Origin of the sequence: Falsiroseomonas sp. (assembly GCF_041690465.1) — a bacterium.
In the GTDB taxonomy this organism is placed as follows: Bacteria; Pseudomonadota; Alphaproteobacteria; order Acetobacterales; family Acetobacteraceae; genus Falsiroseomonas.
This window is the reverse complement of record NZ_JAWLHG010000075.1, coordinates 1-14,455: the sequence shown is the minus strand read 5'-3', so window position 1 is coordinate 14,455 and position 14,455 is coordinate 1. Positions and strand designations below refer to the sequence as shown.

Annotated in this window: 15 protein-coding genes and 2 pseudogenes; 12 read left to right on the top strand and 5 right to left on the bottom strand. The window is 71.0% G+C overall.

All coding sequences use genetic code 11. The features are described from left to right. Positions 1–94 precede the first annotated feature (94 nt). Positions 95–586, bottom strand: a complete 492-nt coding sequence (locus ACESM1_RS29360; RefSeq protein WP_372624773.1) for a GlcG/HbpS family heme-binding protein — start codon at positions 584–586, stop codon at positions 95–97. Beyond that, entirely contained in the window at positions 583–957 is a 375-nt protein-coding gene (locus tag ACESM1_RS29355) for a thioredoxin family protein (protein ID WP_372624771.1), read from the bottom strand. Before ACESM1_RS29355 ends, ACESM1_RS29360 begins: the two co-directional genes overlap by 4 nt. A gap of 219 nt (positions 958–1,176) precedes the next feature. Here ACESM1_RS29355 and ACESM1_RS29350 point away from each other — a divergent pair, with 219 nt between their 5' ends. From ACESM1_RS29350 to ACESM1_RS29330, 5 genes are all read left to right on the top strand, one after another. Beyond that, positions 1,177–1,467 (top strand): c-type cytochrome, encoded by a 291-nt coding sequence (locus tag ACESM1_RS29350; protein WP_372624769.1) that lies wholly within the window; start codon positions 1,177–1,179, stop codon positions 1,465–1,467. Between the two features lie 11 nt (positions 1,468–1,478). Then, positions 1,479–2,774, top strand: coding sequence for an FCSD flavin-binding domain-containing protein (locus tag ACESM1_RS29345; protein WP_372624767.1), 1,296 nt, complete (start codon positions 1,479–1,481; stop codon positions 2,772–2,774). 63 nt (positions 2,775–2,837) lie between these two features. Continuing rightward, entirely contained in the window at positions 2,838–4,115 is a 1,278-nt protein-coding gene (gene soxC / locus ACESM1_RS29340) for a sulfite dehydrogenase (protein ID WP_372624765.1), read from the top strand. Then, on the top strand, positions 4,099–4,857 hold the full coding sequence (locus ACESM1_RS29335; RefSeq protein WP_372624763.1) for a c-type cytochrome: 759 nt from the start codon (positions 4,099–4,101) through the stop codon (positions 4,855–4,857). Before soxC ends, ACESM1_RS29335 begins: the two co-directional genes overlap by 17 nt. Positions 4,858–4,870: 13 nt before the next feature. After that, the gene (locus ACESM1_RS29330) at positions 4,871–5,338 is read left to right on the top strand and encodes a DsrE family protein (RefSeq protein WP_372624761.1); all 468 of its coding nucleotides are present in this window, start codon (positions 4,871–4,873) and stop codon (positions 5,336–5,338) included. Positions 5,339–5,430: 92 nt separating this feature from the next. Here ACESM1_RS29330 and ACESM1_RS29325 read toward each other — a convergent pair whose 3' ends face one another. Together ACESM1_RS29325 and ACESM1_RS29320 are read right to left on the bottom strand one after the other, a co-directional pair. Beyond that, entirely contained in the window at positions 5,431–6,837 is a 1,407-nt protein-coding gene (locus ACESM1_RS29325; protein WP_372624760.1) for a GAF domain-containing protein, read from the bottom strand. Next, complete coding sequence (locus ACESM1_RS29320) at positions 6,834–7,316, bottom strand: hypothetical protein (RefSeq protein ID WP_372624759.1); 483 nt, start codon at positions 7,314–7,316, stop codon at positions 6,834–6,836. The genes ACESM1_RS29325 and ACESM1_RS29320 overlap by 4 nt, the downstream gene beginning before the upstream one ends. 305 nt (positions 7,317–7,621) lie before the next feature. Here ACESM1_RS29320 and ACESM1_RS29315 point away from each other — a divergent pair, with 305 nt between their 5' ends. From ACESM1_RS29315 to ACESM1_RS29285, 7 genes and pseudogenes are all read left to right on the top strand, one after another. Further along, complete coding sequence (locus ACESM1_RS29315) at positions 7,622–8,572, top strand: thiamine pyrophosphate-dependent dehydrogenase E1 component subunit alpha (protein ID WP_372624758.1); 951 nt, start codon at positions 7,622–7,624, stop codon at positions 8,570–8,572. A gap of 12 nt (positions 8,573–8,584) precedes the next feature. Beyond that, positions 8,585–9,571 carry an alpha-ketoacid dehydrogenase subunit beta gene (locus ACESM1_RS29310; RefSeq protein ID WP_372624757.1) on the top strand — a complete coding sequence of 329 codons (987 nt, stop codon included), beginning with the start codon at positions 8,585–8,587 and terminating at the stop codon, positions 9,569–9,571. Positions 9,572–9,629: 58 nt separating this feature from the next. Then, complete coding sequence (locus tag ACESM1_RS29305) at positions 9,630–10,478, top strand: DUF5602 domain-containing protein (RefSeq protein WP_372624756.1); 849 nt, start codon at positions 9,630–9,632, stop codon at positions 10,476–10,478. Positions 10,479–10,676: 198 nt separating this feature from the next. After that, a complete protein-coding gene (locus ACESM1_RS29300; protein WP_372624755.1) occupies positions 10,677–12,227 on the top strand; it encodes a DUF2231 domain-containing protein in 1,551 nt (516 codons plus the stop codon). 282 nt (positions 12,228–12,509) lie between these two features. After that, a pseudogene (locus ACESM1_RS29295) lies at positions 12,510–13,262 on the top strand (PAS domain S-box protein); the annotation flags it as partial. Positions 13,263–13,509: 247 nt separating this feature from the next. Next, positions 13,510–13,587, top strand: a complete 78-nt coding sequence (locus ACESM1_RS29290) for a histidine kinase dimerization/phosphoacceptor domain -containing protein (RefSeq protein ID WP_372624775.1) — start codon at positions 13,510–13,512, stop codon at positions 13,585–13,587. A gap of 18 nt (positions 13,588–13,605) precedes the next feature. Further along, positions 13,606–14,109 carry a sensor histidine kinase gene (locus tag ACESM1_RS29285; RefSeq protein ID WP_372624754.1) on the top strand — a complete coding sequence of 168 codons (504 nt, stop codon included), beginning with the start codon at positions 13,606–13,608 and terminating at the stop codon, positions 14,107–14,109. 63 nt (positions 14,110–14,172) lie between these two features. On the opposite strand, the pseudogene ACESM1_RS29280 reads toward ACESM1_RS29285, so the two are convergent. Further along, positions 14,173–14,337: pseudogene (locus ACESM1_RS29280) on the bottom strand (helix-turn-helix domain-containing protein); the annotation flags it as partial. Positions 14,338–14,455 lie beyond the last annotated feature (118 nt).

Below are 14,455 nucleotides of genomic sequence, written 5' to 3'. Positions count from 1 at the left end.
CATCTCCGCCTCCAGCCAAAGCTGGACGCCTACGAATCACACCCTGCCGCGCCGCATCCAATCACAAGCCGATTCCAGCCTGGGCTACTCGGGTCTAGAAGGCGAGACGGTCTTCCACCGCGCTGATGCCGGCACGTGCGCAGGCATCGTCCTCCGCCCCGCCCGGCGCGCCGGAAACGCCGACGCCGCCCACGATCGAGCCCGCCGATTCCACCGGCACGCCGCCGCCCAGGAAGACGTAGCCCGGGAGGTGACGGATCGCGCTGTTCAACTGGCCCGCCTGCGTCGCCGCCGAGAGCTCCTCGGTCGAGGTACGGAAGCTCACGGCCGCGCGCGCCTTGCCCGCCGCGGTGTCCGGCGTGTGCGCGCCGGCCAGCGCGTCCCGCAGCAGCACCTGCGTCACGCCGAACCGGTCGACCACCGTGACGGCCACCTGGAAGCCGCGCTGCCGGCAGGCCTCCAGCGTCGCGCGCGCGAGGTCGAGCGCGAGCGGCGGCGACATCACACGAAAATTCGTGAAGTCCTCGGCCCACGCGCTGCCGATGGAAGCCGCGGCCAGGGCGGCCAGCAGAAGGCGTCGGGTCATGGTGTCTCCTCCTTTTCCGATTGCGGCAGGCGGGCGATCAGCGCCTCCGCCTGCTGCCAGAAGAACAGGTCGGCCTGATAGCCGATCATGCGGCCGACCTCCGCCTCGCCCTGGACGAGGATGAAGGTGGGCGTGAAGCGCCAGTTGCGCAGGAAGCGGAGATCCGCAGGCAGGCCCTCCGCCACGTCCACGCGGCGCAGCGGCGCGCGGCGCCCGAGGTTCGACATGTCCCAGGATTGCTGCCCTACCTCGCGGTGCCAGCGGCGGCACCAGGGACAGTCGTGCCGCTCCAGCATGACGAGCGTGGCCTGCCCCGCGGCCGCAAGGCCAAGCAGGGCAGGAAAGCGGGCCGGCGTGCCGAAGCGCAGCATGCGTGCGTTCCTCCTGCGGAGCGGCGGCAAATCATGCCGCTGCAGGCCGGCGCGCGTCCATGCCGCGGACGGTCCGGACGCAGAAAAAGAAATCGCGTCCACCGCGGAATACGCACCGGTATCGGCGCGTCTCACTCACGATCGGCGCGGCTGCAGCGCGTGCGGTGCGACGGAGCGCGGCGAAGAAGGAAGAACCGAGTGAGGGGGAGGCGTCCCGCCATGTTGCGACACATCCTGCTTGCATCGGGCCTGCTCGCAGCGCCCGCCGCGATGGGCCAGACCCCGCCGCACCTGCTCGCCGGCGGCTGCCAGGGTTGTCACGGCGTCGCCGGCCAGGGTGGCCACGGCATTCCGATGATCCACGAGACCAAGACACGCGCCGAGTTCGTCGCAGTGATGCGCGAGTTCCGCGACAACCAGCGCCCGGGCACCGTGATGGGCCGCATCGCCCGCGGCTACACGGAAGCCGAATACGCAGTGCTCGCGCAGCACTTCGCGAAGCCCGAGTGAGGAGGCGCGCCATGCACGCGACACGTCGCACCCTGCTCGCCCTCGGCGCCGGCGCGGCCGCCTTCGGCACCCCGCGCATCGGCCGTGCCCAGGCGCGCGCCGGCCGCATCGTCATCATCGGCGGCGGCTTCGGCGGCGCTTCCGCCGCCCGCTTCGCGCGCGACCGCCATCCCGACCTCGACATCACGCTGATCGAGCGTGGCCGGACCTTCACCACCTGCCCCTACGGCAACCTGGTGCTCGCCGGCCGCCGCAACGTCGAGAGCATCACCTTCTCCTACGACCGCCTCGCCGCGCGCGGCGTGCGCGTGGTGCATGCCGAGGCGCAGGCGGTGGATCCGCAGGCGCGCCAGGTTCGCCTCGCCGACGGCGCCGCCGTGCCCTACGACCGGTTGATCGTGTCGCCCGGAATCGATCTCCGCTGGGGCGCGATCGAGGGCTACGACCAGGCGGCGAGCGAGCGCATGCCGCATGGCTGGGTACCCTGGCTCCAGCCGATCACGCTGCTCGCAAGCCAGCTGCACGAGATGCCGGATGGCGGCACCTTCGTGATGGCGATCCCGGAGAACCCCTTCCGCTGCCCGCCCGGCCCCTATGAGCGGATGAGCATGGTCGCGGAGTACCTGAAGACCCACAAGCCGCGCAGCAAGCTGATCGCGCTCGACGCGAAGAACGGCTTCTCCAAGCAGCCGCTGTTCCAGGAGGCCTGGGAGGAACTCTATCCCGGCATCGTGGAATGGCGCGGCGCATCGAGCGACGGGCGCGTGATGCGCGCCGACCCGGGCGAGATGGTGCTCGAGACGGAGTTCGGCGAGCGCGTGCGCGGCGCGGTGATCAACGTGATCCCGCCGCAGATGGCGGCCCGCATCGCGCGCGATGCCGGCCTCGCCAACCAGTCCGGCTGGTGCCCGGTGCGGCCCGCCAGCTTCGAGAGCACGCTGGTGCCGAACATCCACGTCATCGGCGATGCGACCATCGCCGCGCCGATGCCGAAGTCGGGCTTCGTCGCCTCCTCCCACGCCAAGCAGGCGGTCGCCAGCGCGGCGGCGCTTCTGGCGGGGCGGGAGCCGCCGCCGGCCGTGTACTTCAATACCTGCTACAGCCATGTCGGCCCGGACTACGGCATCTCGATCGTCGGCGTGTTCCGTCCGCAGGGCGACCGCTTCGTCGAGGTGGAAGGCTCGGGCGGCATCAGCCCGCGCAACCAGGCGCTCGGTGCGAATGCGCGAGAGCATCGGCGGCTCGAGGCGCACTACGCCGACGGCTGGTACGACAGCATCACGCAGGAAATGTTCGCGCTGGCCTGAGCAGCGCGGCGGGCTGGCGGATCCGTTCCGCCGGCGCGCAGAGGTGGAGGAGGCCAAGGACGCATGACAACGCCGGACATGACGGCGTCGCGACGCCGCCTGCTGGTGGCGGCGGGAGCCGGCGCGGCACTCGGCGCGACGTTGCGCGGGACAGGGGTCGCGCGGGCCGCGGGGAACCCCGACAACCTGCCGCCGAACCTGCCGGAGTGGAGCCGCACGCTCGGCCCCGGCGTGATCGAGGAAGCCTACGGCACGCGCAGCCGGCACGAGACGGCGGCGCGGCGATACGTGCCCTGGCTGACGCAGGACCGGCAGTCCTCCGTTTCCTTCACGCCGCTCGCCGAGATGCACGGTATCGTCACGCCCTCGGGCCTGCATTTCGAGCGTCACCATGGCGGCGTGCCGGATGTGGACCCAGCGGACTACCGCCTCATGATCCACGGCATGGTGGAGCGCCCGCTCGTCTTCACGCTCGAGGACCTGAAGCGCCTGCCTTCCGTCAGCCGGATCCACTTCATCGAATGTCCCGCCAATGGGGGCATGGAATGGCGCGGCGCGCAGATGTCGGGCGTGCAGTACACGCATGGCATGCTTTCCTGCTCGGAATGGACGGGCGTTCCCCTGAAGGTGCTCCTGTCCGCGACCGGCCTCCGCCCCGGCGCTTCCTGGGTGCTGGCGGAAGGCGGGGATGCCAGCCACCTCGCGCGCTCCATCCCGTTGCGCAAGCTGCTCGACGACGCCTTCATCGCCTTCGGCCAGAACGGCGAGGCCGTGCGGCCGCAGCAGGGCTATCCGGCGCGCCTCGTGCTGCCTGGCTACGAGGGCAACATGTGGATCAAGTGGATCCGCCGGCTCGAGGTCGGCGACCGTCCCTGGTTCACGCGCTGGGAAACGCGCACCTATGCCGACCTGATGCCGGACGGGCTCTCGCGCCAGTTCACCTTCGTCAACGAGGTGAACTCCTGCATCACCTATCCCTGCCCCGAGAAGCCGCTGCGCGAACGTCCGGGCTTCGTCGAGATCTCCGGGCTCGCCTGGTCGGGTGCCGGGCGCATCACGCGCGTGGACGTCTCGGTGGATGGCGGCGACACCTGGCGCACGGCGGAGTTGCAGGGCCCCGTGCTGCCCCAGGCCGTCACGCGCTTCCGCATCCCCTGGGAATGGCAGGAGGGCCGCCAGGCCTTCCTGCAGAGCCGCGCGATGGACGAGGCGGGGCGCGTGCAGCCGACGCTCGATGTGCTGCGGCGCGTGCGCGGCGTCGAGAGCATCTACCACAAGAACGCGATCCACACCTGGCTGGTGGACCGCGACGGGACGGTGGCGAATGTCCAGATCGATTAGCGCGGCTATCGCGGCGGGGCTGGCAGTCGCGCTCGCGGGCGGGATCGCGCTGGCGCAGCAGCAGCCGGGGCGGGAGGCGCTCTACCGCCCCTTCGAGGCGCCGCAAGGCGAGCGCACGCGCGGCGATGTCGCCTGGCCCGCGCCGCGCGAAATCGCGCTGCCGCCGGCCATCCCCGGGATCGGCCGCGCGGCGACCTCGCAGGAGATCGCCGGCTGGGACATCGCGGTGCGCGGCGACGGCCACAACCTGCCGCCGGGCAGCGGCACGGCGCAGCAGGGCGAGGAGCTCTACGTGCAGCACTGCGCCGCCTGCCACGGTGATTTCGGCGAGGGGCTGGAGCGCTGGCCCGCGCTGATGGGCGGCCGCGGCAGCCTGCGCGGGCCGGAGGTGCGGCGCACCGTCGGCTCCTACTGGCAGCATGCGCCGGCGGTGTTCGACTACATCCGGCGCGCCATGCCCTATCCCGCGCCGCAGAGCCTGAGCAACGACGAGTACTACGCGATCACCGCCTACGTCCTCTACCTGAACGAGCTGATCCCGGAGGATGCGGAGATGAACCGCGAGACGCTGCAACGTGTGGAGATGCCGAACCGCGACGGCTTCATGTTCGAGGCGCGGCCCGACACGCCGGACGAGGCCTGCATGGCGAATTGCCGGCAGGGCCGGCCCGTCACGATGACCGGCGACAGCCGGCGCTTCGTGGAGCCCGGCTCAGGCTCCGGCTTCAGCGAGCCGCAATGAAAGGGAGGACAGCATGATCGGCCGTCTTTTGGGTCGCCGGCGCGGCCTCGCAGCGCTGGCTGCCGCACCCGTCGCGGCGCTGACCGTCACCGCGAGCGCGCAGGCGCCGGACCGCGAGCAGATCGTCTACCACCTGAACCAGGGCGGCGGCGAAGGCTTCGTCTATTATCGCCAGATCCTGCGCAACCTGCGGAACCACCACTCCGTGCTGCCGGCGGGCAACTTCGACCTGCGCGTGGTCATGCACGGCGCGGGGCTCAACATCCTGCGCTACGCGGCCAAGGCCGACCCGCAGATCGCCGCGGCGATCGACGACCTGAAGCTCGCCGGCGTACGCTTCGAGATCTGCCGGATAACGCTACGGCTCGACAACATCCGCCTCGATGAGCTGTACGATGCGGCGGAGGACGACCTGGTGGAGAGCGGCGTCGCACAGATCGCACGCCTGCAGCAGCGAGGCTTCTCGTATCTGAAGATCTGAGGCTCCGGCGGCAGGCACCTGGTGAAGCCTTCCGGGCGAAGTTTCGCTCGGAGCGTTGCGACTTGCCGGTGCAGGTCGTCGTTCTGGGCCGCTCACCGCATCTCGCTGCCGTCCCGCGGGCGTGCGGCTGGCTGGGTCGCGCCGCGCGCCGCCGATTCGCTCCCCGGGCCGACATCCTGCAGGACCAGCTTCATCGCGACCTCCAGACGGAACCTGCCGCGACCGCACTTCTCTATCCGGACGCAGCCGGCCCGCTCCGCAAGGCGCCGCTGCAGCAACACGAGGCGCGCCTCGAGATTCTCGGCGTGCTCGGGCAGCCGGATCTCGGGATCGAGGCGCAGTTCCCGGTTCGAGAACTCGGTCCGTCCCTGCTGCACATGCTCGCGCGCGAGCTTCCAGAAGATGGCGCCCGCGACGCCCTTGATCAGGTAGTCATGGTCCAGGAAGATGCTGTCATCCGCCTGGTAGTGACGAACGACCAGGCTGCGCGCGGGCTCCGGGGCGGGGCCCGGTGCAGCCACCGCCGGCGCGGCAGCCTCCTCATGCTGGATGGCCCGCATCATCGCCCCGAGATGCGAGGCGATGACGGCGAGCGCGTCCTCATCGTCATACCAGAAGGTCATGGCCCTGGTGCTCTCGACGAACAGCACGCCCGCAACGCGGCTCTCGCCGAGGATCGGCAGCGCAACCTGGCTGTGCGGCTGCTGCAGCCCCGGAAAGGGGATCTCCGTCATGCTCGCCCAGCTCATGCCGGACCGCCGCGCGCTTTCCGCGACGGCCCTGCCGTAGCCGTACTCCGAGGTCGCGTGCGTGATGCGGATCGGCACGCCTTCGCGGGCGCAGACGCCGATCACGCCCTCCCCGACGGCCACCTCGGACCCGATCCCGGAATGGGCGTATCCGATCGAGGCCACGGTATAGAGATGCGACGCCGCGGCGTCCGCCATGAGCACCATGGCGTGCTCGATACCGAACAGGGCGCGCAGTTCCGCCAGGGTCGCGTCGAACAGGTCCGACAGCTCGGTGCAGGCCGACATGCGCGCACAGCAGCGCCGTGCCGCCCCGAGCAGGCTGCGCCGCGGCGGCGCCGGCAGCATCAACCCCGGCACCCTCTCGATGGAGAGCACGCGGTAGAGATCGGAGCCGAGCAGGCGGAACACGCCTTCCATGCCGTCATAGGTGGCGATGCCGGCGAGCCGCGCCTTCATCGTCTCGAACAGCGGCCCTTCCGTCTGCGTCTCCAGATAGGCGAGGCGGAGCCGGTAGTGCGCCATCGTCACGGGATCAACGACCTGGACGTGGGCCCGCCGCGTGGCCAGCACGTTGCGGCGCGTCTTGTTGAAGAACTGATAGGAAAGGGCGACGTGCTCCCTGTCCACGTAATGGACCTGGGAGAGGATCGAGACATTCGGGATGCCCTCGGCATCACAGGTCGCGATCTTCGCTGGCACGAAGCCCTCGAGGCAGTCGCGGATGGCGTCGAGGTTGAGCTGGCTCATCGCGGCAAGGCGCCGCCTGCGCCGGGCCCGGGGGTCTGGAGGAAGGCATCGCTTGGCGAGAAGCTCAATGTTGCCAGGTCCGCCGGGTTGTGAGCGCAGTAGGCGGACGCCAAGGCCTCCGAATAGCCCGCCTGCACAAGGGTGCGGCAGAAGGCGTCCGTCTGCTCGGCGGCGCGGCGGATATCGTCGGGATGCGCCGCATCCTCGCGGAGCGCGCCGCCCTTGAACTGGATGGAGCGGTGGCTGCCGGGCTGGGAGAAGGTCGCCGCCAGTGCTCCGCTTTGCGCGACGGCCGACAGCAGTGCCCGGTTCGGCTCCCGCGACAGTATCAGGCGCAGCCGTTGCGCGGCCGCATCCGCAGCGCAGGCGACGGCGAGGCCGACGATGGGCCAGCCATCCGGCCCGCGGCAGGCGACCACGATGCTCACGCCGCTCTCGCAGAAGGCGGCCAGCTCCGCATCAAGGGGCCCGGCCGTCATCGTCGCGCCAGACCGTCCGCGACCGTGGCACCGGCGGTGCAGTAGAAGGACAGCGCCGCACGCCGCGCGGCCACGGGACACCTCGCAACCATTCCGCTTCCTGTGACCTTCCGCCTCGGGCAGCAGTTTAGCGGCTGGCGACAGCGCCAGGAAGCCACGGCCCGCCAGCCGGGAGCGCCTCGCTTAAGGTCCCTTTAGCATTCCGCGCAGCTCCTTTTAGCGTTTCGCGCAGGAACACTTAGCAAGCCTTCGCCCGCGCCAAGGCCTATCACCCCGGCAGACCGAACCAGCCTGGGAGTGACGGCGTGACACCCGACCACCGTATCGACGCCCTGGAGCAGATGATGCTCATCAGGGCCCATGAGGAAGCGGCCGTCGCGCTGCAGGGCGCCGGCAAGGCCGGCGGCACCTGCACCGCGGTCGGGCAGGAGGCCTCCGCCGTCGGCGTCGTCATGGCGCTTGCGGCAGACGACCAGATCCTCACCAACCATCGCAGCATCGGCCACCTGCTGGCGCGCGGTGCCGATCCGCGCCGCACCATGGCCGAGATCATGGGTCGCCAGGATGGCTATTGCGGCGGCAAGAGCGGATCGCTGCACATCTCCGCCCGCGAACTCGGCGTCGTCCTCACCTCCACCATCGTGGGCGGGGAGCTGGGTCTCGCGACCGGCGTGGCGCTGTCGCGCAAGATGCTCGGCCAGCCCGGCATCGTCGCCTGCTTCTTCGGCGACGGCGCGGCCTGCGAGGGGCGCTTCCACGAATCCCTGAACCTCGCCGCGGTCTGGGAACTGCCCGTGCTCTATGTCTGCGAGAACAACCATTGGCAGGCTTTCGTCCACCGGCGCGAGACGATGCTGGTCGAGAGCATCAGCGCGCGCGCGCCGGTCTACGGCATCGAAGGCACCTCGGTGGACGGCAACGACGTGGAGGCGGTGCATGAGGCCGCCCGCGCGGCCGTCGCCTACATCCGCGAGACCGGCCGGCCCTACCTGCTGGAGACGGTGACCTATCGCCTGCGCGGCCACTACGAGCCGGACGACCAGTCCTATGTTGATCCGGAGGAGCTCGCGCATTGGCGCCAGCGCGACCCGATCCTGCTGCTGAAGCACAAGCTGCAATCCGAGGGCCTCCTCGACGCCGCCGCGCAGCAGCGCATGGAGCTGCGCTTGCGCCGGCGCATCGAGGAGGCGGTCGGCTTCGCCGAGGCGAGCCCCTACCCCTCGCTCGACGCCCTCACCACCGACGTCTACGCCTGAGGAAGCACGGACATGCCACAGATGACCGCGAATGATGCGCTGACCAGCGCACTCATCGAGGAGATGCGCCGCGACAGCCGCGTGATCATGTTCGGCGAGGGCGTCGCGACGAAGCGCAAGGACCTGCTCGAGGAGTTCGGTCCGGCGCGCGTGCGCAACACGCCGCTGGCGGAAGGCATCATCGCCGGCACCGCGGCCGGCGCGGCGGCCACCGGCCTGCGGCCGGTGATCGACCTGCTGTTCGCGCCCTTCCTGTGCTACGCGATGGACGAGATCGTGAACAGCGCCGGCAAGCTGCGCTATCTCTCGGGCGGCCAGTTCGCCTTCCCGATGGTGGTCCTGGCCGCCACCGGTGCTGGCTGGGGCGTCGGCTCGCAGCACAACCACAACATCGAGGCCTGGTTCGCGCACAGCCCGGGCCTGAAGGTGGTGATGCCGTCCACGCCGGCGGACTTCAAGGGGCTGCTCAAGGCCGCGATCCGCGACGACAACCCGGTGCTGTTCTTCACCGATCTCGCCCTCGGCTTCACGCAGGGCGAGGTGTCCGACGAGGTCGTGCCGCTCGGCAAGGCGGCGGTGCGGCGCAGCGGCTCCGACGTGACGCTGATCTCCTACGCGAAGACCGTGCACGGCTGCCTGCAGGCCGCCGAGCAGCTGGCCGCGCGCGGCATCAACGCCGAGGTGGTGGACCTGCGCACGCTGAAGCCGCTCGACGAGGAGACGGTGCTCGCCTCGGCGCGCAGGACCGGCCGTGTCGTCGTCGTGCACGAGGCCAGCCGGATGTGCGGCATCGGCGCCGAGGTCGCCGCCATCGTGGCGGAGCAGGCCTTCCGGGACCTCCGGGCGCCCGTGCTGCGCCTGACCGGCCCCGACGCGCCCGCCCCCGCGAGCTTCCCGCTCGAACAGGCCTTCGTGCCGCAGCCTGACCGCATCGTCACCGCGGTGGAGGACCTGCTCGGAACGCTGGATGCGCGGGAAGCTGAACTCGTCCGCGCCTGATCCCGGCTTCAATGAGCGGGGCCGAGCCGGGCCCCGATTGCAAGGAGGAGGAAGATACATGAACGCCATCCGCACATGCCTGGCCACGAGCGCGCTGCTCGTGCTGCCTGCGATGCTGCAGCCATCGCAGGCGCATCCCGCCCACGCCACGCCGGCCATGGCGGCGGCGCCGGTGGCCGCACAGCTGGCCCAGCCGGCAGCCGCCCAGCCCATCGCAGTGGTTGCGCCCGCACGGATCGTGGAAGGACCACGCCAGGCGCTCGGTCGCGGGCAGGCCTTCACCTGGGTCGGCCTGGATGCCGCCGGCACGCCGATCTCGCTCGGCATCGGCCTGACGCAGGCGGCCCTGGAGGGGCTGCCGGACGAGATGGCCGTGTTCAACCTGGCGCTGCCGGAGCAGGCCAGGGCGCTCGGCTACGACCATGTCGGCCTCGACTGGGCCCCGCGCGGGCACGAGCCGCCCGGCGTCTATGACAGGCCGCATTTCGACATGCACTTCTACCGCGTCAGCGCGGCCGCGCTCGATCGCATCGTGCCGGAGGATCCGGAGTACGAGGCGAAGCTGGCGCGCGAGCCCTCCGCAGACCTCGTGCCGCCCGGCTTCGTTAGGGTGCCCGGCGGCGTGCCGCGGATGGGCGCACACTGGGTCGCGACCGACGCGCCCGAGCTGAACGGGCAGCCCTTCGACAAGACACTGCTCGTCGGCTCGTACGACGGAGAGCTGACCTTCGTGGAGCCGATGATCACCCGGGCCTTCCTGCAGACGCGCACCGAGGCGGTCCTGCCGGTCCGCGCGCCCCGGGCCGCGGTGGGCACGCTGGCCTGGCCCGCGGCCTACCGCGTCTCCTTCGAGGATGGCGTGCACCACATTGCGCTCATCGGGCTCAGGCCGCTGCCGCGGCGCTAGCAGCCTGTCGGGCTCGGGTTTGCCGCCGGGGTCGTTGGGGGCAGGGCCGGCCAAGCCGCGAGCCGCATGCGGATGCGCCCGCCATGGGCCAGCGGGATGGCGGCCGCGCCGAAACAGCAGCGCCTGCGACCAGATTGGCAGGCGGAACAGCCGGCCCGGCATCGCGTTCGACCCGGCACAAGCTCAGGAGGGAAGGCGATGACGGCCGCCCGGACCGACGATTTGCCACCGCGCAGCCGCTCCGAGCGCCTCATCGGCCGGATCGAGGCAGCGGAGCGGCTGGACGGCCCGGCCCGGCTGCTGGAGACGGCCATGGCGCGCCCGGCCCAGGTCGCCGGGAAACCGGCGCAACGGCTCGGCGATGCGCTGCACGGCACATGGTTCGGCCATCCGATCCATCCGATGCTTGTCACGCTGCCGATCGGCGCCTGGACCCTGGCGGTGGGACTCGACCTGCTGGCGCGGCTCGGGCTCGTGCGGCGGCACGCGGCGGACCGGAGCGCGCGCACTGCCCTGAAGGCGGGCGCGGCCGGGGCCGTCGCCGCAGCGGCGGCGGGCCTCGCCGACTGGCAGCACTTGAACGGGCGCGCGCGGCGGGTCGGGCTCGTGCACGCCGCGGCGAACGGCACGGCGCTGGCGCTGATGCTCCTGTCCCTCAGGCTGCGCAGGCGCGGGCGCCGCGGCCAGGGGCAGGCCGCCAGCGCAGCGGGCTGGGCCTGCATGTTCGCGGGCGGCTATCTCGGCGGGCGCCTTGTCTACCGCTGGCGGATCGGTGTCGACCATGCCGACCGCAGCCCGGAGCCGCGGGATTTCTCGGCCGTCGCGCGCCTCGAGGAGCTGGAGGAGGACCGGCCGCGCAAGGTGGTGGTGCACGACGCGGAGGAGGCGCGCGACGTACCGGTCGTGCTGGTGCGCCATCACGGGCGCGTGCACGCAATGGGCGCGCGCTGCTCGCACCTGGGCGGGCCGCTTGACCAGGGATGGGTGCTGGACGGAACGCTCGTCTGCCCATGGCACGGCTCGCGATATGCTCTCGACGGCGCGCAGCCGACGTCCGGACCCTCCACCTGCGCGCAGCCGCGCTACGAGGTGCGGCTGCGCGACGGGATGGTCGAGATCCGGCGGGAGCAGGAGATGGGCGACCATCGTGCGCTCCCGGGTGGGGGCGGGCCGGCGCCCGCCAACGACCGCCAGGTCCCGGGGCGGCGCGCGGACGAGGTGCTGGCGGCGCACCACGACCTGTTCCGCGAGCTGCTCGCGCGCATCGAGGGGATGCACCGCGAGGACCCGGAGCGGCGCGACCTGTTGCGCGTGCTGGCCGCCGAACTCGACATGCACGAGCAGATCGAGGACCACATCTTCTACCCGGCTGTGGCGAAGGTGAGCCCCGACGTGCCGATCGCCCATTCGGAGCACCGGCAGCTCAGCGATCTGCTGGCCAGGACGCTGAAACTGAACACGGCGAGCGCCCCCTTCGAGGAGCACCTGCGCGCCCTGCGCGCCGCGGTGGACCACCATGCCGGGTCGGAGGAGCACTCCATGTTCCGCCACGCGCAGCGGCTCGGCGGTGCGCGGCTGCGCGAGCTCGGCCATGCGCTCGAGCGGAGGCTGGAGGAGCTGCGCGCCTCGCAGACCCGCCGGATGTACCGGGACCTGAAGATCGGCCTGCTGGAGGGCGCGCGGGCGAGGGAGCGCCGCGTCCCGGCATCGGAGCGCGCAGCGCACGTTCCGGGGTCTCCCCGCCGCTGACACCCTTCGCCTGAAGACTTCGGGAACACCGCAGCGTCGGACGGCGCCGCGCTTCATGCGGCAGGGCCGATGCAGGGCTCGCGTCGCGGGCGGACCACAGCAAGGCTAACCGAGAAGCGCTCCGTTCACTCCGAGCGATTCCATCGGCCCGCCACGCCCGGCAGGCGGTAGATGAGCGGCCCGGCGTCGTTCTGACGATACGGCCCCGCCATTCCGAGGTGAAGCCGTGCTCGACGACGCGGCGGATGCCGGCCCAGCGACGCCCTCCCAGGCGGTGACCGCATGTCGCGCGAATGCCCTGACCAGGAAAGCGAAAGCCAAGCCACGCGACATGTCGGGGTCGAGATCCGGTGTTGCAGTGCGGATTGCACCGAGCCGGCGCGAAGCGGCAGCCTGCGCCGCGGCGGTGATCGCGGTCATCACGGGACGGATCTCCACGCGGACAACGCGCGGCAGGTCTTGCCAGTACGGCTCGGCCGGAAGGTCCAGGGCGAGCATGCCATTCCCCGTGGTCGCGAAGGTGGAGGCTCCGGCCGGTTCGTGCGCTTGGCGGTCAAGCGAGCCCGGCCGGACTGCAGACCACGGGGGTGCGTAAGCGACCCCAAGTGGAGCCCCGTGCGTTGTCGGAGCGTAGCCAGTACGGAGAACAGAATGACCGGTCAGATGCGCGAGAGAGGCACCCCCGCGGATCGCGACATCGCCGACCTGATGGCGCGCGGCGGCCCCTTCGTCGAGGCGGTCGAGAGCAGCCGCATGCCGATGCTCGTCGCCGACGCCCAGACGCCCGGCAGCCGGATCATCTACGCCAACCGGTCCTTCCTGAAGCTACTCGGCTACGAGCGCGAGGACGAGGTGCTGGGGGAGGACTACCTCTCCATCGCGGGCCGCCAGGTCGAGCCGGAGGTCAGGGCACGCATCGCGGCGGCGCTGTCGTCCCGCAGCAGCAGCACCGACGACCTGCTGTTCCGCGCGAGGGATGGCCGCGAGGTCTGGGTTTCGCAACTCCTCGAGCCCATGAAGGAGGACGGCCGCGTCGTTCGGCACTTCGCCTCCTTCTACGACATCACCGACCGGGTCCGCCGCGAGCGGGCGCTCGAGGGGGAGAAAGAGACGCTCGGCCGCCTTGTCGCGACGCGCACCAAGCGGATCCGGGAGGCCAAGGAGCGGCTGGAGGAGGAGGTCGAGCGGCGCCGGCGCACCGAGGCCACGCTGCGCGACGCGCTGGCGCAGGGCCAGGAGGACCTGCAAGGACCTGCATTTCCGCGACTTCCTGATTCGCGAGGTGAACCACCGGACCAAGAATGCACTGCAGCTCGCCGTCTCGCTGCTGCGCGTGCAGGCGTCGCAGGCCACCCCGTAAACCCGCGATGCGTTGGGCGTGGCCACGCAGCGGCTCCTGCGGGTCGGCGAGGTGCATGGCCTCCTGACCTACCGGGGCGAGGCGCCGGACGCGGTGGACTTCCCGAGCTATCTCCATCGCCTCTGCCAGCAGATGGCGGCGGGCATGGTGGCGGAGGCCGGAAGGGTGCGGGTCGAGGTGGTGGCCGAGGAGGAGGCTATCTGGGGACCGGACCTCGTCGTGCCGCTGGGCCTGATCGCCGGCGAGGCGCTGACCAACGCCCTCAAATACGCCTTCCCGAATGACCTTGAGGGACGGGTCCTGTTGGTTCTGCGGGCAGCGGGCGGCGGCCTGATGCGGCTATGTGTCGAGGACGACGGCGTGGGTATGCCCGAGACGCGGCGGGAAGCATCGCTTGGGCTGCGGCTGATCGACATGCTCGCCAAGCAGATCAAGGGAAAGGCAGAGGTGCGGAAGAGGTCCGACGGCAAGGGGACCGTGGTGATGATTACCTTCCCTGACCCTAACAATTCGCCCGGCTAATGAGGCTCCGGCTCTTGAGTAGGATCGTGGGGCTGCCCCGATCGAGCGGGGGAAGGCCACCCCAACCTTCCGCGCCGGCGACCGGTGTGGCCGCCGCCTCAGTTCTGTCAGCCCAGCTTCGCCACCGGCGTCGTACCGGCGCAACCATTTGCGCAGCGTCGGGCGCGAGATGCCGAACCGGCGGCAGACCGCGCCCGCGTCTCCAAGCTCCTGGTAAGCCGCGGCAATCCCCTTGCTGCTGTCGAGGCCCTAGACCCGAGTAGCCCAGGCTGGAATCGGCTTGTGATTGGATGCGGCGCGGCAGGGTGTGATTCGTAGGCGTCCAGCTTTGGCTGGAGGCGGAGAT

What these genes read in the sequence shown, in the direction of transcription:
- ACESM1_RS29350 (WP_372624769.1), top strand. Translation starts at nt 1,177, where the DNA reads ATGTTGCGACACATCCTGCTTGCATCGGGCCTGCTCGCAGCGCCCGCC.
- ACESM1_RS29330 (WP_372624761.1), top strand. Translation starts at nt 4,871, where the DNA reads ATGATCGGCCGTCTTTTGGGTCGCCGGCGCGGCCTCGCAGCGCTGGCT.
- ACESM1_RS29310 (WP_372624757.1), top strand. Translation starts at nt 8,585, where the DNA reads ATGCCACAGATGACCGCGAATGATGCGCTGACCAGCGCACTCATCGAG.
- ACESM1_RS29325 (WP_372624760.1), bottom strand. Translation starts at nt 6,837, where the DNA reads ATGAGCCAGCTCAACCTCGACGCCATCCGCGACTGCCTCGAGGGCTTC.
- ACESM1_RS29345 (WP_372624767.1), top strand. Translation starts at nt 1,479, where the DNA reads ATGCACGCGACACGTCGCACCCTGCTCGCCCTCGGCGCCGGCGCGGCC.
- ACESM1_RS29355 (WP_372624771.1), bottom strand. Translation starts at nt 957, where the DNA reads ATGCTGCGCTTCGGCACGCCGGCCCGCTTTCCTGCCCTGCTTGGCCTT.
- soxC (WP_372624765.1), top strand. Translation starts at nt 2,838, where the DNA reads ATGACAACGCCGGACATGACGGCGTCGCGACGCCGCCTGCTGGTGGCG.
- ACESM1_RS29305 (WP_372624756.1), top strand. Translation starts at nt 9,630, where the DNA reads ATGAACGCCATCCGCACATGCCTGGCCACGAGCGCGCTGCTCGTGCTG.
- ACESM1_RS29300 (WP_372624755.1), top strand. Translation starts at nt 10,677, where the DNA reads ATGACGGCCGCCCGGACCGACGATTTGCCACCGCGCAGCCGCTCCGAG.
- ACESM1_RS29360 (WP_372624773.1), bottom strand. Translation starts at nt 586, where the DNA reads ATGACCCGACGCCTTCTGCTGGCCGCCCTGGCCGCGGCTTCCATCGGC.
- ACESM1_RS29335 (WP_372624763.1), top strand. Translation starts at nt 4,099, where the DNA reads ATGTCCAGATCGATTAGCGCGGCTATCGCGGCGGGGCTGGCAGTCGCG.
- ACESM1_RS29320 (WP_372624759.1), bottom strand. Translation starts at nt 7,316, where the DNA reads ATGACGGCCGGGCCCCTTGATGCGGAGCTGGCCGCCTTCTGCGAGAGC.